This is a genomic window from Streptomyces sp. Inha503 (genome assembly GCF_047215865.1).
In the GTDB taxonomy this organism is placed as follows: Bacteria; Actinomycetota; Actinomycetes; order Streptomycetales; family Streptomycetaceae; genus Streptomyces; species Streptomyces lycopersici.
Genome location: NZ_CP178360.1, coordinates 2,473,361 through 2,496,940, shown reverse-complemented (window position 1 = coordinate 2,496,940; position 23,580 = coordinate 2,473,361). Strand labels below are relative to the sequence as shown.

Sequence of the window (23,580 nt, the reverse complement as noted above, 5' to 3'; positions counted from 1 at the left end):
CCCGCCTCCACCGTCATCGCGGGTGCCCCGGAGGCGGTCGACCGTGTCCTGACCGCTCATGAGGCGCGGGGGGCGCGGGTGCGGCGGATCGCGGTCGACTATGCCTCGCACACCCCGCAGGTCGAGCTGATCCGCGACGAACTGCTCGACATCACCGCCGGTATCGACTCGCAGGCTCCGGTGGTGCCGTGGCTGTCGACCGTGGACGGCACCTGGATCGAGGGCCCCCTCGATGCGGAGTACTGGTACCGGAACCTGCGCGAACCAGTCGGCTTCGCCCCCGCCATCAGCCAGTTGCAGGACCAGGGCGAGACCGTGTTCATCGAGGTCAGCGCCAGCCCGGTGCTGTTGCAGGCGATGGACGACGACGCGGTCACGATTGCCACGTTGCGCCGTGACGACGGGGACGCCACCCGGATGCTCACCGCCCTGGCACAGGCCTACACCCACGGCGTCACCGTCGACTGGCCCGCCATCCTCGGCACCACCACAGCCCGGGTACTGGACCTTCCGACGTACGCCTTCCAGCACCAGCGGTACTGGCTCAAGAACGTGGACCGGTCGACCGCCGACGGTCATCCACTGCTGGATGTGGCGGTGGAATTGCCGGACTCCAATGGTGTGCTGTTGACCGGGCGAGTATCACTGGCCACCCACACATGGCTGGCCGACCACGCGGTCCGGGGCAGCGTCCTGCTCCCCGGCACCGCATTTGTGGAACTGGTCGTCCGCGCCGCCGACGAGGTCGAATGCGACATCGTCGACGAGCTCGTGATCGAAACCCCGCTCCTCCTGCCGCGGACCGGAGGCGTACAACTGTCCGTATCCGTCGCCGAGGCCGACGAGTCCGGACACCGCGCGGTGACGGTCTTTTCTCGGGCGGACGACGCGGACACGTGGACCCGGCACGTTTCCGCCACGATCAGTGCCTCTGACGCACCCCTCTCGCTGTCGGAGTTCGCCTCGTGGCCGCCAGCCCAGGCGCAGCCGGTGAACGTGGCCGACTTCTACGATCGGCTGGCTGCGGCAGGTACCGAGTATGGTCCCGCGTTCCAGGGGCTGGAGGCTGCGTGGCGTGACGGGGACACCGTCTACGCCGAGGTTGCTCTGGCCGAGGAGCAGGCGCAGGAGGCGGCACGATACGCCGTACACCCGGCGCTGTTGGACGCCGCCATGCACGCCAGCATCCTGAACACACCCGATACCGAACAGCAGAGCGTGCGGATGCCGTTCTCCTGGAACCACGTCCAAATCCGAGCGACCGGCACAGCCATGCTGCGCGTCGCGGCAACGCCGACAACAGACGGCTGGAATGTGCGGGTCGCCGATGACACTGGCCGACCCGTGGCCACCATCGGCTCCCTCATCACCCGGCCGGTGACAGCTGGCACACTCGGTTCCGCTGCCGATGACCTGTTCACGCTGGTATGGACGGAGATTCCGACTCCCCAGCAGAGCAGCCTCAGCCTGAGCGTCGGCAGGTACGAAGACCTGGCGGACGGTGACGTACCGGTCCCTGCCGTGGCGGTCTACACCGCACGCCCTGACACCGACAGCAGCCCTGATCCGCTGGTACAGACTCGTACGCTGACCGCCCAGGTTCTCCAGGCAGTCCAGACCTGGCTGGCCGGGGAACGCTTCACCGACAGCACACTGGTCGTACGGACCGGCACCGGGCCGGCCGCCGCCGCAGTGTCAGGGCTGATGCGTTCAGCCCAGTCCGAACACCCCGGCCGCTTCGTCCTGGTGGAAAGCGACGACGACAGCCTCATCCTCCACCAACTGGCCTCAACCGTCGGATTGGACGAGCCACGGCTGCGGGTCAGCGACGGCCGGTTCGAAGTGCCACGGCTGGCCCGTGTGAACGCTGCTGAGCCCGCGCCTGAAAAGGTGTGGGATCCGGATGGCACGGTCCTGATCACCGGCGGTTCCGGCGTCCGGGCAGGCGCCCTCGCCCGCCACCTGGTGACCGAACGTGGTGTACGCCATCTCCTGCTGCTGTCCCGCACCACTGCGGACGAGGGATTGCTCAATGAACTCGGCGAGCTGGGCGCCCGGGTCGACACCGCAATCTGTGACGTATCGGATCGTGCCCGGCTGGCACAGGTACTGGCCGGTGTATCACCGGAACACCCTCTGACCGCGGTGATCCACACCGCCGGCGCACTCGACGACGGCGTCGTGGAGTCCCTGACCGCGCAGCGGCTGGACGCGGTGCTACGGCCCAAGGCAGACGGCGCCTGGCACCTCCACGAACTCACCCGGAACACCGACCTGGCCGCGTTCGTCATGTATTCCTCCGCCGCCGGTGTCATGGGCAATCCAGGACAGGGCAACTTCGCGGCGGCCACCGCGTTCTTGGACGCGTTGGCCGAGCAACGCCGTGCCGAGGGCTTGCCCGCGTTGGCGCTGGCCTGGGGTTCGTCAGAGGAGACCGGTGACCTGACCGGTTTGCGGGCCATCTCTGCCGAGCATGGGATGCGGCTGTTCGACAGCGCATCGCATCGTCGTGAGCCGCTTCTGGTGGCCGCGTCGATGGATCCAGTACTGGCAGCAGAAGTTCCGGCGTTGCTGCGTTCGTTGCGTCGCCCGATCGCCCGGCGGGCCGCTTCCGCCGACGGGGTGCAGTGGCTGGCCGGTTTGGCGCCGGAGGAGCGGGCGAAGGCACTGTTGAAGGTGGTGTGTGACACCGCCGCGACGGTTCTGGGGCACGCCGACGCCCGTACCATTCCCGTGACCGGTGCGTTCAAGGATCTGGGCGTGGATTCGCTCACCGCGGTGGAGTTGCGGAACCGTCTGGCGAAGGCGACGGGGTTGCGGTTGCCCGCCACGTTGGTGTTCGACTATCCGACCCCGGCGGCCTTGGCCGCTCGGCTGGGGGAGTTGTTCTCCGGCGAGAATCCTGTTGCGGTACGCGGGCCGGTGTCGGTGGTGGGGCAGGACGAGCCGTTGGCGATCGTGGGTATGGCGTGCCGTCTGCCGGGCGGGGTGTCGTCGCCGGAGGATCTGTGGCGCTTGGTCGAGTCGGGTACGGATGCGGTCTCCGGTTTCCCCACCGACCGTGGCTGGGACCTCGAGGATCTGTTCGATCCGGATCCGGAGGCGGCAGGGAAGTCGTACTGCGCGGAGGGTGGCTTCCTGGATGCCGCGGCTGGCTTTGATGCCGGGTTCTTCGGGATCAGTCCGCGTGAGGCGTTGGCGATGGATCCGCAGCAGCGGTTGCTGTTGGAGGTTTCCTGGGAGGCGTTCGAGCGGGCCGGGATCGAGCCTGGTTCCGTACGTGGCAGCGACACCGGCGTCTTCATTGGTGCATTCCCCGTTGGCTACGGCGCCGGTGCTGCCCGCGAGGGTTACGGTGCGACCGCGGCTCCCAACGTGTTGTCCGGTCGGCTGTCGTACTTCTTCGGTCTTGAGGGTCCGGCGATCACGATGGATACGGCGTGCTCGTCGTCTCTGGTTGCTTTGCATCTGGCGGCGCAGGCGTTGCGAAATGGTGAGTGTTCGATGGCGTTGGCCGGTGGTGTGACGGTGATGGCCACGCCGGAGGTTTTCACCGAGTTCGCTCGGCAGCGTGGTCTGGCCTCCGATGGCCGGTGTAAGGCGTTCGCGGACAGTGCGGACGGTGCCGGATTCTCCGAGGGCGCGGGACTGCTGCTGGTAGAGCGGCTCTCCGACGCCCGCCGCAACGGCCACCAGGTGCTCGCAGTCGTTCGGGGCTCGGCAGTAAACCAAGACGGCGCGTCCAACGGCTTTACGGCGCCGAATGGACCCTCCCAGCAGCGGGTGATCCAGCAGGCACTGGCCAACGCGGGTCTGACCACGGCCGAGGTGGATGTGGTCGAGGCGCACGGCACGGGTACGACGTTGGGTGACCCGATCGAGGCCCAGGCGGTGCTCGCCACGTACGGCCAGGATCGTGAGCGGCCTCTGCTGCTCGGTACATTGAAGTCGAACATCGGTCATACGCAGGCTGCCGCGGGTGTGTCGGGTGTCATCAAAATGGTGATGGCCCTCCAGCACGACACGGTGCCGCGCACCCTGCACGTGAATGAGCCATCGCGGCATGTGGACTGGACGGCCGGTGCGGTTGAGCTGGTGACGGAGAACCAGTCCTGGCCCGTCACCGACCGGCCGCGCCGGGCGGGTGTGTCGGCTTTCGGGGTCAGCGGTACGAACGCGCATGTCATCCTGGAGAGCGCACCCGCTCCGTCCGTAAACAATGCGCAGCCCGTAGAGACACCGGTTGTGGCCTCGGAGCTGGTGCCGCTGGTGATATCAGCCAAGACGCACCCGGCCCTGACCGAACACGAGGACCGGCTGCGCGCCTACCTGGCGGCCTCACCCGAGGCAGACGTGCCTGGTGTCGCTTCGACTCTGGCGCTGACGCGATCGGTGTTCGAGCACCGCGCCGTACTTCTCGGCGACGACACCGTTACCGGCACCGGCACTGCTATGTCCGACCCCCGGGTGGTGTTTGTCTTCCCGGGTCAGGGGTGGCAGTGGTTGGGGATGGGCAGTGCGCTGCGGGAATCCTCGGTGGTGTTCGCGGAGCGGATGGCCGAGTGTGCGGCGGCGTTGAGTGAGTTCGTGGACTGGGATCTGTTTACGGTGCTGGATGATCCGGCGGTGGTGGACCGGGTCGATGTGGTTCAGCCTGCTTCCTGGGCGGTGATGGTTTCCCTGGCGGCGGTGTGGGAGGCGGCCGGTGTGCGGCCGGATGTGGTGGTCGGTCACTCGCAGGGTGAGATCGCTGCGGCGTGTGTGGCGGGTGCGGTGTCGTTGCGGGATGCGGCGCGGATCGTGACGTTGCGCAGTCAGGTGATCGCGCGGGGCTTGGCGGGCCGGGGTGCGATGGCATCTGTCGCGTTGCCCGCGCATGAGATCGAGCTGGTCGAGGGGGCGTGGACCGCGGCCCGTAATGGTCCCGCGTCCACGGTGATCGCGGGTGAGCCGGAGGCGGTGGACCGTGTGCTGGCGGTTCATGAGGCGCGGGGAGCGCGGGTACGGCGGATCGCCGTCGATTACGCCTCGCACACCCCGCATGTCGAGCTGATCCGTGACGAGCTACTGGGTGTCATCGCCGGTGTTGATTCGCAGGCTCCTGTGGTGCCGTGGCTGTCGACGGTCGATGGCACCTGGGTCGAGGGCCCGCTCGATGCGGAGTACTGGTACCGGAACCTGCGTGAGCAGGTGGGCTTCGACCCCGCCGTCAGCCAGTTGCGTGCCGAGGGCGACACCGTGTTTGTGGAAGTCAGTGCGAGTCCGGTGTTGTTGCAGGCGATGGACGATGATGCGGTGACCGTCGCCACGTTGCGGCGTGACGATGGGGACGCCGCTCGGATGCTCACCGCTCTGGCGCAAGCGTTTGTCGAGGGCGTGGCCGTCCACTGGCCCGCGATCCTGGGCACCGCCACGCCAGGGGTGCTGGACCTTCCGACCTACGCGTTCCAGCACCAGCGCTTCTGGGCCGAGGGTGTGGACCGGTCGGCCGCGGGCGGCCATCCGTTGCTGGGTGTGGCGGTGGAGTTGCCTGAGTCCGGCGGTGTGCTGTTGACCGGGCGGGTGTCGCTTGCCACGCATGCCTGGCTGGCTGATCACGCGGTGCGGGGCAGTGTGCTGCTGCCCGGTACCGGGTTTGTTGAGTTGGTCGTCCGCGCCGCCGATGAGGTGGGGTGCGACGTCGTCGATGAGCTGGTGATCGAAACCCCGCTTCTGCTGCCGTCGTCCGGCGGTGTGCAACTGTCCGTGTCGGTCGGCGAGGCTGATGAATCCGGGCGCCGGGGTGTGACGGTCTTTTCCCGGGCGGATAGCGCCGATACCTGGACTCGCCACGTTTCGGCCACGATCGGCGTCTCTGACTCTGCCCTCTCGCTGCCAGAGCTTGCTGTTTGGCCTCCCGCAGGGGCACAGTCGGTGGACCTGGGCGATTTCTACGACCAGCTGACCGGGGCCGGTTATGAGTACGGTCCCGCCTTCCAGGGGTTGCAGGCCGCGTGGCGCGACGGGGACACCGTCTTCGCCGAGGTTGTACTGGCTGAGGAGCAGGCGCAGGAGGCGGCACGGTTCGCGGTGCATCCGGCGCTGTTGGACGCTGCCCTGCACGCCGGGATTCTGAACACACTCGACAACGCCGCCGAGCAGGGTGTGCGGCTGCCGTTTTCCTGGAACGGTGTCCAGGTCCAGGCCACCGGCATGGCCACGCTGCGCGTTGCGATAACACCAGCGGCGGACGGCTGGAGTGTGCGGGTCGCCGACGACAGCGGCCGACCGGTGGCTACCGTCGGATCGCTCGTAACGCGGCCGGTATCGGCCGACACGCTCGGTTCCGCTGCCAACGACCTGCTCACGGTGATCTGGACGGAGATACCCACCCCTCAGGAGACCGGCCTGACGGTCGGCCGGTTCGAAGACCTGGCGTCGGAGGGTGATGTGCCGGTGCCCGAGGTGGTGGTCTTCACCGCGCTCCCCGACAGCAGCGAGAAGCGGCTGGACCCGCTGGACCCGCTGGCACAGACTCGCACGCTGACCGCCCAGGTTCTCCAGGCAGTCCAGACCTGGCTGGCCGGGGAACGCTTCACCGACAGCACACTGGTCGTGCGGACCGGTACCGGACTGGCCGCCGCCGGAGTGTCGGGGTTGATGCGGTCTGCCCAGTCGGAACACCCCGGCCGGTTTGTCCTGGTGGAGAGCGATGACAACCTCACCCTCCAGCAATTGGCCGCGACTGTCGGATTGGACGAGCCGCGGCTGCGGGTCTGCGACGGCCGGTACGAGGTGCCGCGGCTGGTGCGGGCCAATGCGCCGGAAAGCAGCCCGCTGACGATTCCCGGGGATCGTGCGTGGCAGCTGGAGCAGTCCCGCAGCGGAACCCTGCATGACCTCGCGCTGGTACCCACCGACACCGCCGAACGGCCTTTGCAGTCCGGTGAAGTACGAGTAGACGTACGCGCCGCGGGGCTCAACTTCCGCGATGTTCTTATCGCGCTCGGCACTTACCCCGGTGAGGCTGTGATCGGGACTGAGGCCGCGGGCGTGGTGCTCGAGGTCGGTCCGGGGGTCCACGACCTGGCCCTGGGAGACCGAGTGTTCGGTCTTGTGGGCGGCGGGTTCGGGGCGGTCGCGATCGCTGATCGTCGGATGCTGGGTGTGATGCCTGATGGTTGGTCTTTCACTACGGCGGCATCGGTGCCGGTGGTGTTCGCCACGGCTTATTACGGGTTGGTGGATCTGGCCGGGCTGAGTGCGGGTGAGTCGGTGTTGATCCACGCCGCGGCGGGTGGTGTGGGCATGGCGGCGACCCAGATCGCCCGTCATTTGGGTGCGCAGATCTACGCGACGGCCAGTACCGGTAAGCAGTACGTCTTGCGTGAGGCGGGTCTGGAGGATGCCCGGATCGGGGACTCGCGTACCACTGGTTTCCGGGAAGTGGTCCTGGACACCACTGACGGTCGGGGTGTCGATGTCGTCCTGAACTCCCTCAGTGGTGACTTTGTCGATGCCTCGCTTGATCTGTTGCCTCGTGGTGGCCGGTTCGTGGAGATGGGCAAGACCGATATCCGCGATGCGCAGCAGGTCACCGCCGAGCGGCCGGGTACCAGCTACCAGGCGTTCGACCTGATGGACGCCGGCCCGGACCGGCTGCGGGAGATCATCGCGGAGCTGCTCACCCTGTTCACACAGGGTGTACTACAACCCCTGCCGGTGCGGGCCTGGGACATCCGTCAGGCCCGTGATGCGTTCAGCTGGATGAGTCGCGCCCGCCACATCGGCAAGATCGTCCTCACCATCCCTCAGCAACTCGACACCAATGGCACGGTTCTGGTCACCGGTGGTTCAGGTGTCCTGGCGGGGATCGCGGCCCGGCATCTGGTGGCCGAGCAGGGTGTGCGTCATATGTTGCTGCTGTCCCGCAGCACCCCGGACGATGCGCTGATCAATGAGCTCGGTGAGCTGGGCGCCCGGGTCGATACGGCGATCTGCGACGTGTCCGATCGTGCCGGGCTGGCGCGGGTACTGGCCGATGTGCCACCAGAGCATCCGTTGACCGCGGTGATTCACACCGCCGGTGCACTCGATGACGGTGTGGTGGAGTCCCTGAGTGCGCGGCGGCTGGAGACGGTGCTGCGGCCCAAGGCCGATGGCGCCTGGCACCTGCACGAACTCACCCGTGATGCCGATCTGGCGGCGTTCGTCATGTACTCCTCGGCCGCTGGTGTGCTAGGCAGCGCGGGGCAGGGTAATTATGCGGCGGCCAACGCTTTCCTGGATGCGTTGGCGGAGCAGCGTCGTGCTGAGGGTCTGCCTGCGCTGGCGGTGGCGTGGGGTTTGTGGGAGGACGCCAGTGGTCTGACCGCCGAAATGACTGACACGGATCGTGACCGGATCCGGCGTGGTGGCTTGCGGGCCATCTCCGCGGGTCGTGGGATGGGTTTGCTTGAGGCGGCGTCACGTCATGGTGAGCCAGTTTTGCTCGCTGCGGCGATGGAGCCTGTGCGTGATGTCGAGGTTCCGGCGTTGTTGCGTTTGTTGCAGCGTCCGGTTGCCCGGCGGGCTGCTTCTACCGGCGGTTCGTCGGTGCAATGGCTGGCTCGGTTGGCGCCTGTGGAGCGGGAGAAGGCGCTGCTGAAGGTGGTGTGTGACGGCGCCGCGACGGTTCTGGGACATGCCGACGCCAGCACGATTCCGGCGACCGCGGCGTTCAAGGATTTGGGCATCGATTCGCTGACGGCGGTGGAACTGCGGAACGGTCTGGCGAAGGCGACGGGATTGCGGCTCCCCGCCACGCTGGTGTTCGACTACCCGACCCCGGCGGCCCTGGCTGCTCGGCTGGGGGAGTTGTTCGTCGGTGAAACCCCTGTTGCGGTGCGCGGGCCGGTGTCGGTGGTGGGGCAGGACGAGCCGTTGGCGATCGTGGGTATGGCGTGTCGCCTGCCGGGTGGGGTGTCGTCGCCGGAGGATCTGTGGCGCTTGGTCGAGTCGGGTACGGATGCGGTCTCTGGTTTCCCCACTGATCGTGGCTGGGATGTGGAGGGTCTGTTTGGGCCCGCAGCTGGTGACTCCTATCGCTTGCGGGGTGGCTTCCTGGATGCTGCGGGCGGTTTTGATGCCTCGTTCTTCGGGATCAGTCCGCGTGAGGCGTTGGCGATGGATCCGCAGCAGCGGCTGGTGCTGGAGGTGTCCTGGGAGGCGTTCGAGCGGGCCGGGATCGAGCCTGGTTCCGTACGCGGTACTGATACCGGTGTTTTCATGGGTGCGTACCCCGGTGGCTACGGCATCGGCGCCGACCTCGGCGGTTTTGGCGCCACCGCGAGCGCGACCAGTGTCCTGTCCGGCCGGGTTTCGTATTTCTTCGGTCTCGAAGGCCCGGCCATCACGGTGGACACGGCGTGTTCGTCGTCGTTGGTGGCGTTGCATCAGGCGGGGTATGCGCTGCGGCAGGGTGAGTGTTCGCTGGCTCTGGTCGGTGGCGTCACTGTGATGGCCACGCCGCAGACTTTCGTGGAGTTCGCTCGTCAAGGTGGCTTGGCCGGTGACGGTCGCAGTAAGGCGTTCGCGGACAGTGCCGACGGTGCCGGCTTCTCCGAGGGCATCGGCGTGTTGTTGGTGGAGCGTTTGTCGGACGCTCAGGCCAAGGGCCACCAGGTGTTGGCGATGCTCCGCAGTTCGGCGGTCAATCAGGATGGCGCGTCGAACGGGCTGACCGCGCCGAATGGTCCTTCGCAGCAGCGGGTGATTCAGGCTGCTCTCAGCAATGCGGGTTTGGCCACGGCTGAGGTGGATGTGGTCGAGGCGCATGGCACGGGTACGACGTTGGGTGACCCGATCGAGGCGCAGGCGCTGCTCGCGACTTATGGTCAGGATCGTGAGCGGCCGTTGCTGCTGGGTTCGGTGAAGTCGAATCTGGGTCATACGCAGGCTGCTGCGGGTGTGTCGGGTGTCATCAAGATGGTGATGGCCCTGCGGAACGGTCTCGTGCCGCGCACGTTGCATGTGGATGAGCCGTCGCGGCATGTGGACTGGTCGGCGGGTGCGGTTGAGCTGGTGACGGAGAACCAGCCGTGGCCGGATTCGGGTCGGCCGCGTCGGGCGGGTGTGTCGTCGTTCGGAATCAGTGGCACGAATGCCCACGTCATCCTGGAAAGCGCACCTCCCGCGCAGGCTGTGGAGAACACGGTGGTCGAGCCGGCGGCGGAGTGGGTGCCGTTGGTGATGTCGGCTAAGACGCTGCCCGCCCTGAACAGGTACGAAGACCGGTTGCGTGCGTATCTGGCGGGGTCGCCCGGGGTGGATCTGCGTGCTGTGGGGGCGACGCTGGCGGTGACGCGGTCGGTGTTCGAGCACCGGGCGGTGCTGCTGGGTGACGATACGGTCACCGGGACCGCGGTGACCGATCCCCGGGTGGTGTTCGTCTTCCCGGGGCAGGGGTCGCAGCGTGCCGGTATGGGTGAGGAACTGGCCGCCGCGTTCCCCGTCTTCGCACAGATCCATCAGCAGGTGTGGGATCTGCTGGATGTGCCCGATCTGGAGGTGAATGAGACCGGTTACGCCCAGCCCGCTTTGTTTGCGTTGCAGGTGGCTCTGTTCGGGTTGTTGGAGTCGTGGGGTGTACGACCGGATGCGGTGATCGGCCACTCTGTCGGCGAACTCGCCGCCGGATACGTCTCCGGAGTGTGGTCGCTGGAAGACGCCTGCACATTGGTGTCGGCGCGGGCCCGTCTCATGCAGGCCCTGCCCCCCGGCGGGGTGATGGTCGCTGTTCCAGTCTCCGAGGAAGAAGCAGAAGCGGTTCTGTGTGAGGGTGTGGAGATCGCGGCGGTCAACGGGCCGTCGTCGGTGGTTCTCTCCGGTGATGAGGCCTCCGTACTGCGGGCCGCGGCCACGTTGGGGAAGTGGACGCGGTTGGCGACCAGCCACGCGTTCCATTCCGCCCGTATGGAGCCGATGCTGGAGGAGTTTAGGGCGGTCGCCGAAGGCCTGACTTACCGGACACCGCGTCTCACCATGGCCGCGGGTGATCAGGTTGCGACCGCTGAGTATTGGGTGCGGCAGGTCCGGGATGTGGTCCGGTTCGGGGAGCAGGCCGCTTCCTACGGTGACGCGGTGTTCCTCGAGCTGGGTGCCGACCGGTCACTGGCCCGCCTGGTCGACGGCATCGCGATGCTGCACGGCGACCACGAGGCACAGGCCGCGATCAGCGCCCTGGCCCATCTGTATGTCAGCGGCGTGACTGTCGACTGGCCTGCGGTGCTGGGCGATGTCCGGGGCCGGGTGCTGGATCTTCCGACGTACGCGTTCCAGCATCAGCGGTACTGGCTCGAGGGCGCGGACCGGTCGGCTGCGGGTGGTCATCCGCTGCTGGGTGAGGCGGTGGCGGTTCCCGGCTCGGATGGTGTGCTGTTGACTGGGCGGGTGTCGTTGGCCACACATGCGTGGCTGGCTGATCACATGGTGCGGGGCAGTGTGCTACTGCCCGGCACCGGGTTCGTGGAACTGGTCATCCGCGCGGCCGATGAGGTGGGCTGCGACGTTGTCGATGAGCTGGTGATCGAGACCCCGCTCCTGCTGCCGCAGACCGGAGGCGTGCAACTGTCTGTCGCGGTCGCCGAGTCCGACGAGTCCGGACGCCGGACGATGACAGTCTTCTCCCGGGCGGACAACGTCGATACCTGGACGCGGCACGCCACGGTCATGGTCAGCAACTCTGACGCGACCATCTCGCTGCCGGACCTCAGTGCGTGGCCACCAGCCAAGGCCCAGCCGGTGAACGTGGCCGACTTCTACGATCAGTTGACCGTGGTGGGCTACGAGTACGGTCCCGCGTTCCAGGGGTTGCAGGCTGCGTGGCGTGACGGGGACACCGTCTATGCCGAGGTCGTCCTCGCCGAAGAGCAAGCGCAGGACGCGGCCCGATACGCCGTGCATCCCGCGCTGCTGGATGCTGCCCTGCACGCCGGGATCCTGAATACGCCCGACACCGAGCAGGGTGTGCGGTTGCCGTTCTCCTGGAACCAGGTTCAGATCCACGCGCCCGGGTCGGCGATGTTGCGTGTCGCCGTGACACAGGCGGCGGACGGCTGGAGGGTGCGGGCCGCTGATGACACCGGCCGACCGGTGGCCACCATCGGCTCCCTCGTGACTCGGCCCGTAACGGCCGACACACTCGGCTCCACCACCGACGACCTGCTCGCCCTGACCTGGAAGGAGATCCCGGCCCCTCAGGAGACCAGCCTGACCACAGGCCGCTTCGAAGACCTGGCGGATGGTGATGCGCCGGTCCCCGAGGTGGTGGTCTTCACCGCACTCCCCGACAGTGGCGAGAACCCACTGGTCCAGACTCGTACGCTGGCCGCCCAGGTTCTCCGGGCAGTCCAGACCTGGCTGGCTGGGGATCGCTTCACCGACAGCACGCTGGTCGTGCGGACCGGTATCGGGCTGGCCGCTGCCGCCGTGTCGGGGTTGATGCGGTCGGCGCAGTCCGAGCACCCCGGCCGGTTCGTCCTGGTGGAAAGTGACGATGACGCCCTCGCTCTGGATCAGCTGGCCGCGACCGTCGGGTTGGATGAGCCGCGGCTGCGGGTCAGCGGCGGTCGGTTCGAAGTGCCACGGCTGACCCGTACGCATGCCGCTGAGCCTGAGCCCGAGCCTGAGCGTGAAAGGGTGTGGGATCCGGATGGCACGGTTCTGATCACGGGTGGTTCGGGTGTGTTGGCGGGGATCGTCGCCCGGCATCTGGTGGCCGAACGTGGTGTGTGTCATCTGCTGCTGGTCTCCCGCAGCAGCCCGGATGAGGCGCTGATCGGCGAGCTCGGTGAACTGGGCGCCCAGGTGGCCACGGCGGTGTGTGACGTGTCGGATCGTGCCGGGTTGGCGCGGGTGCTGGCGGGTGTGTCGTCGGAGCATCCTTTGACGGCGGTGGTTCATACCGCGGGTGTGGTGGATGACGGTGTGGTGGAGTCCCTGAGCGCGCAGCGGCTGGAGACGGTCCTGCGGCCCAAGGCCGACGGCGCCTGGCACCTGCACGAACTCACCCGCGACACCGACCTGGCCGCATTCGTCATGTACTCCTCGGCGGCCGGCGTATTCGGTAGCGCGGGGCAAGGCAACTATGCGGTGGCGAACGCCTTCCTGGACGCTCTCGCTGAGCAGCGTCGTGCTGAGGGCCTGCCCGGGCTCTCACTGGCGTGGGGTCTGTGGGAGGACAGCAGTGGTCTGACGGCGAAGCTGACCGATACGGACCATGACCGGATCCGGCGCAGCGGCATGCGGGCCATCTCCGCCGAGCACGGGATGCGGCTGTTCGACAGCGCGTCACGCCATAGCGCCCCGGTTCTGGTGGCTGCGGCGATGGACCCGGTACGGGACGTGGAAGTCCCGGCGTTGCTACGGTCGTTGCATCGCCCGGTCGCCCGGCGGGCGGCCTCCGGCGGTGCTGTGCGGTGGCTGGCCGCTCTGACGCCGGAGGAGCGGGCGAAGGCACTGGTAAAGGTGGTGTGTGATAGCGCCGCGACGGTTCTGGGACACGCCGACACCAGCACCATTCCGGTGACTGCCGCGTTCAGGGATCTGGGTGTGGATTCGCTGACGGCGGTTGAGCTACGGAACAGCCTGACGAAGGCCACGGGACTGCGGCTGCCCGCCACGATGGTGTTCGACTATCCGACCGCAGGTGCCCTGGCCGCGCGGTTGGAGGAGTTGTTCACCGGCGAGAATCCCGTTCAGGTACGCACGCCAGTGTCGGCGGTGGGGCAGGACGAGCCGCTGGCGATCGTGGGTATGGCCTGCCGCCTGCCCGGTGGAGTCTTCTCTCCCGAGGATCTGTGGCATCTCGTGGAGTCGGGTACGGATGCGATCTCCGGATTCCCCACGGACCGTGGCTGGGACGTGGAGAACTTGTTCGACCCGGATCCGGACGCGGCCGGGAAGTCGTACTGCCTAGAGGGCGGCTTCCTGGAGACCGCGGCCAACTTTGATGCCTCGTTCTTCGGGATCAGTCCGCGTGAGGCGTTGGCGATGGACCCGCAGCAGCGGCTGGTCCTGGAGGCGTCCTGGGAGGCCTTCGAACGGGCCGGGATCGAGCCCGGTTCCGTACGCGGCAGCGACACCGGCGTCTTCATGGGCGCTTTCCCAGGCGGTTACGGCATCGGCGCAGACCTCGAAGGTTATGGTGCGACCTCTGGCCTCAACGTGCTGTCCGGCCGACTGTCGTACTTCTTCGGTCTTGAGGGGCCCGCGGTCACGGTGGACACGGCGTGTTCCTCGTCGCTGGTTGCCCTGCACCAAGCCGGGTATGCCCTGCGGCAGGGTGAGTGTTCGCTGGCCCTGGTCGGCGGCGTGACCGTGATGGCCACACCACATACCTTCGTGGAGTTCTCGCGGCAGCGTGGCCTGGCCTCCGATGGCCGGTGCAAGGCGTTCGCCGATGGCGCGGACGGCACGGGATGGTCTGAGGGTGTCGGTGTCCTGCTGGTGGAGCGTCTGTCGGATGCTCAGGCCAAGGGCCACCAAGTATTGGCAGTGGTCCGTAGTTCGGCGGTGAACCAGGACGGTGCGTCGAACGGCCTGTCCGCGCCGAATGGACCCTCCCAGCAGCGGGTGATCCGGCAGGCGCTGGCCAACGCGGGGTTGACCACGGCTGAGGTGGATGTGGTCGAGGCGCATGGCACGGGTACGACGCTGGGTGACCCGATCGAGGCGCAGGCGGTGATGGCGACCTACGGTCAGGATCGTGAGCAGCCCCTGCTGCTGGGTTCGGTGAAGTCGAATGTCGGTCATACGCAGGCTGCTGCGGGTGTGTCGGGTGTCATCAAGATGGTGATGGCGCTGCGGCACGGGCTGGTGCCCCGCACGTTGCATGTCGATGAGCCGTCGCGGCATGTGGACTGGTCGGAGGGTGTGGTTGAGCTGGTGACGGAGAACCAGCCGTGGCCGGACACCGGTCGGCCACGCCGGGCGGGTGTGTCGTCCTTCGGAGTCAGCGGCACGAATGCCCATGTCATCCTGGAAAGCGCACCTCCCGCGCAGGTTGTGGAGAACACGGTGGTCGAGTCGGCGCCGGAGTGGGTGCCGTTGGTGATGTCGGCCCGGACGCAGTCGGCTCTGGCGGTCTATGAGGGCCGGTTGCGTGCGTATCTGGCGGGGTCGCCCGGGGTGGATCTGCGGGCTGTGGCGTCGACGCTGGCGGTGACGCGGTCGGTGTTTGAGCATCGTGCGGTGCTGCTGGGTGGCGATACGGTCACTGGGACTGCGGTTTCTGATCCTCGGGTGGTGTTCGTCTTCCCGGGGCAGGGGTCGCAGCGTGCCGGTATGGGTGAGGAGCTGGCCGCCGCGTTCCCCGTCTTCGCGCGGATTCATCAGCAGGTGTGGGATCTGCTGGATGTGCCCGATCTGGAGGTGAATGAGACCGGTTACGCCCAGCCCGCTTTGTTCGCTTTGCAGGTGGCTTTGTTCGGGTTGTTGGAGTCGTGGGGTGTTGGTCCGGATGCGGTGGTTGGTCATTCGGTGGGTGAGCTTGCGGCTGCGTATGTGTCCGGGGTGTGGTCGTTGGAGGATGCGTGCGCTTTGGTGTCGGCGCGGGCGCGTCTGATGCAGGCTCTGCCTGCGGGTGGGGTGATGGTCGCTGTTCCAGTCTCCGAGGAAGAAGCAGAAGCGGTTCTGTGTGAGGGTGTGGAGATCGCTGCGGTCAACGGGCCGTCGTCGGTGGTTCTCTCCGGTGATGAGGCCGCTGTGCTGCGGGCCGCAGCGGGGTTGGGGAAGTGGACGCGGTTGGCGACCAGTCACGCGTTCCATTCCGCGCGTATGGAGCCGATGCTGGAGGAGTTTAGGGCGGTTGCCGAAGGCCTGACCTATCGGACACCGCGTCTCACCATGGCTGCGGGTGATCAGGTTGCGACTGCTGAGTATTGGGTGCGGCAGGTCCGGGATGTGGTCCGGTTCGGGGAGCAGGTGGCCTCGTTGGAGGACGCGGTGTTCCTCGAGCTGGGTGCCGACCGGTCACTGGCTCGCCTGGTCGACGGTGTCGCGATGCTGCACGGCGACCACGAGGCACAGGCCGCGATCAGCGCCCTGGCCCATCTGTATGTCAGCGGTGTGGCTGTGGACTGGCCTGCGGTGCTGGGCGATGCCCGGGGCCGGGTGCTGGATCTTCCGACGTACGCCTTCCAGCACGAGCGGTATTGGGCCGAGGCCGGCCGGTCTGCCGATGTGTCGGGGGCGGGTCTGGATGCGGTGCGGCATCCGTTGCTGGGTGCGGTGGTGGCGTTGCCGGGTTCGGATGGCGTGGTGCTGACCGGGCGGGTGTCGCTGGCTACGCATGCGTGGTTGGCTGATCATGCGGTGCGGGGCAGTGTGCTGCTGCCCGGTACCGGGTTTGTTGAGCTGGTTGTCCGCGCTGCGGATGAGGTGGGCTGCGATGTCATCGACGAGCTGATCGTTGAAGCCCCGCTTTTGCTGCCGCAGACCGGAGGCGTGCAACTGTCCGTTTCGGTCGGCGAGGCCGATGAGTCCGGGCGCCGGGTGGTGACGGTCTTCTCTCGGGCGGAGAACGCCGATTCTTGGGTTCGGCATGTTTCCGCCGTGATTGGTACCTCTGAGGTGGCGGTCGCGCTGTCGGAGTTTGCTTTGTGGCCGCCGGCTCAGGCGCGGCTGGTGGATGTGGTGGGTTTCTATGACCGGTTGGTGGCAGATGGGTATGAGTACGGTCCTGCGTTCCAGGGTTTGCAGGCTGCGTGGCGTGAGGGGGCGACTGTCTTCGCCGAGGTTGCTCTGGCGGAGGAGCAGGCGCGGGAGGCGGCACGGTATGCCGTGCATCCGGCTCTGCTCGATGCGGCTTTGCATGCGTGCACCTTGAGTGCGCCCGATGCCGAGCGGGGTGTGGGGTTGCCGTTTTCCTGGAACGGTGTCCGGGTCCATGGCACTGGTTCGGCCACGTTGCGTGTGGCGGTGACCCCGACAGCGGATGGCTGGAGTGTGCGGGTTGCCGATGAGATCGGTCGGCCGGTGGCTACCGTCGGTTCGCTGGTGACGCGGGCGGTGTCGGCCGATGCGCTCGGTTCCGCTGCCGATGATCTGCTCGCCTTGACGTGGACGGAGATCCCCAGCCCTCAGGAGAGTGGTCTGACGGTTGGCCGGTTCGAGGATCTGGTGTCGGGTGGTGATGGGCCGGTGCCCGAGGTGGTGGTCTTCACCGCACTTCCCGGCGACGACGACCCGCTGGACCAAACACGAAAGCTGACCACCCAGGTCCTCCAGGCAGTCCAGGAGTGGCTTGGCGGGGAACGCTTCGCTGACAGCACGCTGGTTGTGCGGACCGGTACCGGGCTGGCTGCTGCCGCTGTGTCGGGGTTGATGCGGTCGGCGCAGTCCGAGCACCCCGGCCGGTTCGTCCTGGTCGAAAGTGACGACGACGCCCTCACCCTGGATCAGCTGGCCGCGACCGTCGGATTGGACGAGCCGCGCCTGCGGATCTGCGACGGCCGGTTCGAAGTGCCACGGCTGACCCGTACGCATGCCGCTGAGCCTGAGCGTGAAAGGGCGTGGGATCCGGATGGCACGGCCCTGGTAACGGGCGGTTCGGGCGTGCTGGCGGGGATAGTCGCCCGGCACCTGGTGACCGAACGCGGTGTGCGTCACCTGCTGCTGGTCTCCCGCAGCACTCCGGATGAGGCGCTGCTCAGCGAGCTGGCCGAGTTGGGTGCCGCGGTGGCCACGGCGGTGTGTGACGTGTCCGATCGTGCGGGGTTGGCGGAGGTGCTGGCGGGTGTGTCGTCGGAGCATCCTTTGACGGCGGTGGTTCATACCGCGGGTGTGGTGGATGACGGTGTGGTGGAGTCCCTGAGTGCGCAGCGGCTGGAGACGGTGCTGCGGCCCAAGGCCGACGGGGCCTGGCACCTGCACGAACTCACCCGGGACGCCGACTTGGCCGCGTTCGTCATGTATTCCTCGGCCGCTGGTGTGCTCGGTAGTGCGGGGCAGGGCAACTACGCGGCGGCCAATGCGTTCGTGGATGCGTTGGCGGAGCAGCGTCGTGCTGAGGGTCTGCCCGCGCTTTCGCTGGCGTGGGGTCTGTGGGAGGACGCCAGTGGTCTGACGGCGAGGCTGACCGATACGGACCGGGGCCGGATCCGGCGCGGTGGTCTGCGGGCCATCTCCGCCGAGCACGGGATGCGGCTGTTCGACACCGCCTCACGCCACGACGAACCGGTTCTGGTGGCCGCGGCGATGGAGCCGGTACGGGACGCCGAAGTCCCGGCGTTGCTCCGGTCGTTGCACCGCCCGATCGCCCGCAGGGACACCTCTGCCGGTGACTCGTCAGCGCAGTGGTTGGCAGCTTTGGCACCGGCCGAGCGCGAGAAGGCACTGCTGAAGCTGGTGTCTGACGGCGCCGCGACCGTTCTGGGACACGCCGACGCCAGCACGATTCCGGTGACCGCGGCGTTCAAGGACTTGGGTATCGATTCGCTGACCGCGGTGGAGTTGCGCAACAGTCTGGCGAAGGCGACGGGGTTGCGGTTGCCCGCCACGTTGGTGTTCGACTACCCGACCCCGACGGCCCTGGCTGCCCGGCTGGACGAGTTGTTCACCGGTGAGAGCCCTGCTCCGGTACGTACATCGGTGTCGGTGGCGGCGCAGGACGAGCCGCTGGCGATCGTGGGCATGGCCTGCCGCCTGCCCGGTGGAGTGTCGTCGCCGGAGGATCTGTGGCGCTTGGTCGAGTCGGGTACGGACGCGATTTCCGGTTTCCCCACCGACCGTGGCTGGGACGTAGAGAACCTGTACGACCCGGACCCGGACGCGCCCGGGAAGTCCTACAGCGTGCGGGGCGGCTTCCTGGATGCCGCGGCCAACTTTGATGCCTCGTTCTTCGGGATCAGTCCGCGTGAGGCACTGGCGATGGATCCGCAGCAGCGGTTGATGCTCGAGGTGTCCTGGGAGGCGTTCGAGCGGGCCGGGATCGAGCCCCGTTCCGTTCGGGGTAGCGACACCGGCGTCTTCATAGGTGCTTACCCAGGCGGTTATGGCATTGGCGTTGACTTCGAAGGGTTCGGGGCGACTGCTGGTGCGGCGAGTGTGTTGTCGGGCAGGGTGTCGTACTTCTTCGGCCTCGAAGGTCCCGCGTTCACGGTGGACACGGCGTGTTCGTCATCGCTGGTGGCGTTGCATCAGGCCGGGTACGCCCTGCGACAGGGGGATTGTTCCCTGGCCCTGGTCGGCGGTGTGACCGTGATGGCCACGCCGCAGACTTTCGTGGAGTTCTCGCGCCAGCGAGGCTTGTCAGCCGATGGCCGGTGCAAGGCGTTCGCGGACAGCGCGGACGGCACGGGCTGGGCTGAGGGCGTCGGCGTCCTGTTGGTGGAGCGTTTGTCGGATGCTCAGGCCAAGGGGCACCGGGTGTTGGGGGTGGTGCGGGGCTCGGCGGTGAACCAGGACGGGGCGTCGAACGGCCTGTCCGCGCCGAACGGTCCTTCGCAGCAGCGGGTGATCCGGGCCGCTCTCAGTAACGCTGGCCTGGCGCCGCATGAGGTGGATGTGGTCGAGGCGCATGGCACGGGTACGACGCTGGGTGACCCGATCGAGGCCCAGGCGGTACTCGCCACGTACGGCCAGGGCCGTGGGGAGCCCCTGCTGCTGGGCTCGCTGAAGTCGAACATCGGCCATACCCAGGCCGCTGCGGGTGTGTCGGGTGTTATCAAGATGGTGATGGCGCTCCAGCACGGGCTGGTGCCCCGCACGTTGCATGTGGATGAGCCGTCACGGCATGTGGACTGGACGGCGGGCGCGGTTGAGCTGGTGGGGGAGAACCAGCCGTGGCCGGAGACCGGCCGGCCCCATCGGGCAGGGGTGTCGTCGTTCGGGATTAGCGGTACGAACGCTCACGTCATCCTGGAGAGCGCACCGGCTCAGCCTGCGGAGGAGGCCCAGCCTGTTGTGACGCCGGTGGTGGCCTCGGAGCTGGTGCCGCTGGTGGTATCGGCCAAGACCGAGTCCGCCCTGGCCGAGGTCGAGGACCGGCTGCGCGCTTACCTGGCGGCGTCACCCGGGGTGGATCTGCGTGCTGTGGGGGCGACGCTGGCGGTGACGCGCTCGGTGTTCGAGCACCGTGCCGTGCTGCTGGGCGATGACACTGTTACCGGCACCGGTACTGCCATGTCTGATCCTCGGGTGGTGTTTGTCTTCCCTGGTCAGGGGTGGCAGTGGTTGGGGATGGGCAGTGCGCTGCGGGGTTCGTCGGTGGTGTTTGCCGAGCGGATGGCCGAGTGCGCGGCCGCCCTGCGTGAGTTCGTGGACTGGGACCTGTTCACGGTTTTGGATGATCCGGCGGTGGTGGACCGGGTTGATGTGGTTCAGCCTGCTTCGTGGGCGGTGATGGTTTCCCTGGCCGCGGTGTGGCAGGCGGCCGGTGTGCGGCCGGACGCGGTGATCGGCCACTCCCAGGGCGAGATCGCCGCAGCCTGCATAGCCAGCGCGGTGTCGCTGCGCGACGCCGCCCGGATCGTGACCTTGCGCAGCCAGGTGATCGCCCGGGGGCTGGCGGGCCGGGGCGCGATGGCATCCATCGCACTGCCCGCACAGGAGATCGAGCTGACCGACGGCGCCTGGATTGCCGCCCACAACGGTCCCGCCTCCACCGTGATCGCGGGTGCCCCGGAGGCGGTGGATCGTGTCCTGACCGCTCATGAGGCGCGGGGGGCGCGGGTGCGGCGGATCGCGGTCGACTATGCCTCGCATACTCCGCAGGTCGAGCTGATCCGCGACGAACTGCTCGACATCACCGCCGGTATCGACTCGCAGGCTCCGGTGGTGCCGTGGCTGTCGACCGTGGACGGCACCTGGGTCGAGGGTCCGCTGGATGCGGAGTACTGGTACCGGAACCTGCGCGAACCGGTGGGCTTCGCCCCCGCCATCAGCCAGTTGCAGGACCAGGGCGAGACCGTGTTCATCGAGGTCAGCGCCAGCCCGGTGTTGTTGCAGGCGATGGGCGACGACGCGGTCACGGTTGCCACGTTGCGCCGTGACGACGGGGATGCCACCCGGATGCTCACCGCCCTGGCACAGGCCTACACCCACGGCGTCACCGTCGACTGGCCCGCCGTCCTCGGCACCACCACAGCCCGGGTACTGGACCTTCCAACGTACGCCTTCCAGCACCAGCGGTACTGGGCCGAGGCCGACCGGTCTGCCGATGTGTCGGGGGCGGGTCTGGATGCGGTGCGGCATCCGTTGCTGGGTGCGGTGGTGGCGTTGCCGGGTTCGGATGGGGTGATGCTGACCGGGCGGGTGTCGCTGGCCACGCATGCGTGGTTGGCTGATCATGCGGTGCGGGGCAGTGTGCTGCTGCCCGGTACCGGGTTTGTTGAGCTGGTTGTCCGCGCTGCGGATGAGGTGGGCTGCGGCGTCGTCGACGAGCTGATCGTTGAAGCCCCGCTTCTGCTGCCGCGGACCGGCGATGTGCAACTGTCCGTCTCGGTCGCCGAGGCCGACGAGTCCGGACACCGCGCGGTGACGGTCTTCTCCCGCGCGGACAACGCCGATACCTGGGTCCGGCACGTTTCCGCCACCGTCAGCGTTTCCGACACGACCGTTCCGCCGTCGGACCCGGACCTTACCGCGTGGCCGCCTGCCCAGGCTCAGCCGGTGGACGTGACGGGCTTCTACGACCAGCTGACCGGGGTGGGTTACGAGTACGGACCTGCCTTCCAAGGGCTGCAAGCCGCGTGGCGTGACGGGGACACCGTCTTCGCCGAGGTTGCTCTGGCCGAGGAGCAGACACAGGACGCGGCCCGATTCGCGCTCCACCCCGCGCTGTTGGATGCCGCCCTGCACGCCGGGATCCTGAACACACCCGATGCCGACCGCGACACCGTGCGGCTGCCGTTCTCTTGGAACGGTGTCCGGGTCCACGCCACGGAGTCGGCGATGTTGCGCGTCGCGATGACACGAGTCGCGGATGGCTGGAGTGTGCGGGTCGCCGATGACATCGGCCGGCCGGTGGCCACCGTCGGCTCGCTGGTGACCCGCCCGGTGGCAGCCGATGCGCTCGGTTCCACTGTCGATGATCTGTTCGCCCTGACGTGGACGGAGGTTCCGGTCTCCCCGCAGGTCGACGTGACGGTGGGCGAGTTCGAAGACCTGGCGGACGGCGAGGTGTCGGTGCCCGATGTGGTGGTGTTCACCGCACGCCCCGACAGCGGTGACCCGCTGGTACAGACTCGTGAGCTCACTGCTCAGGTTTTGCGGGCGGTTCAGGTGTGGCTGGCGGGGGAGCGCTTCTCTGACAGTACGCTGGTCGTGCGGACCGGGACGGGTTTGGCCGCTGCCGCGGTGTCCGGGTTGATGCGTTCGGCTCAGTCGGAGCACCCGGGCCGGTTCGTTCTGGTGGAGAGCGATGACGACGCCCTTACCCTCCACCAGTTGGCCGCGACGGTCGGGCTCGATGAGCCACGGCTGCGGGTCAGCGACGGCCGGTACGAAGCACCACGGCTGACCCGTATGCATGCCCCTGAGCCGGAGCCGGAGGCTGAGACTGAATGGGCGTGGGATCCCGATGGCACGGTCCTGATCACCGGTGGTTCGGGCGTCTTGGCGGGGATCGTCGCCCGGCATCTTGTGACCGAGCGTAGTGTGCGTCATCTGCTGTTGCTGTCCCGTAGCACCGCGGACGAGGCACTGATCAGCGAGCTGGTCGAGTTGGGTGCCGCGGTGGACACGGCGGTGTGTGACGTGTCGGACCGTGCTGGCCTGGCGCGGGTGCTGGCGGGTGTGTCACCGGAGCATCCCCTGACGGCGGTGATTCACACCGCGGGTGTGCTGGATGACGGTGTGGTGGAATCGTTGACGCCGCAGCGGTTGGACACGGTGCTGCGGCCCAAGGCCGACGGTGCCTGGCATCTGCACGAGCTCACCCGCGATATCGACCTTGCCGCGTTCGTCTTGTACTCCTCGGCTGCCGGTGTTCTCGGTAGTGCGGGGCAGGGCAACTATGCGGCGGCCAACGCGTTCGTGGACGGGCTGGCCGAGCAGCGTCGTGCCGAGGGTCTGCCCGCGCTCTCACTGGCCTGGGGTCTGTGGGAGGACGCCAGCGGCCTGACCGCGAAGCTGACCGCTACCGACCAAGACCGGATCCGGCGCAGCGGCCTGCGAACCATCGCCGCCGAGCACGGGATGCGGCTGTTCGACACCGCGTCACGGCAGGGTGAACCGGTTGTGGTGGCAACGCCGATGGAGCCGGTGCGGGGGGCCGAGGTTCCGGCATTGCTGCGTTTGTTGCATCGCCCGGTTGCCCGGCGGGCCGCTTCCACCGCTGATTCGTCGGCGCAGTGGCTGGTCGGCTTGACGCCGGAGGAGCGGGCGAAGGCCCTGCTGAAGTTGGTGTCCGACAGTGCCGCGGCGGTTCTGGGACATGCCGACGCGCGCGGCATTCCGGCGACCGGTGCGTTCAAGGATTTGGGTGTGGACTCGCTGACCGCGGTGGAGCTGCGCAACAGGTTGACGAAGGCCACGGGGCTGCGGCTGCCCGCCACGATGGTGTTCGACTACCCGACCCCGGCAGATCTTGCCGCCCGGCTGGGCGACCTCATGAACCCG

The 23,580-nt window shown here is 67.7% G+C and carries 1 pseudogene (running past one end of the window); it reads left to right on the top strand.

The window, feature by feature from the left end:
* Window positions 1-23,580 (top strand): annotated as a pseudogene (locus ACJX2R_RS10215) (SDR family NAD(P)-dependent oxidoreductase); its annotated part reaches 6,855 nt to the left of the window's first position; the annotation flags it as partial.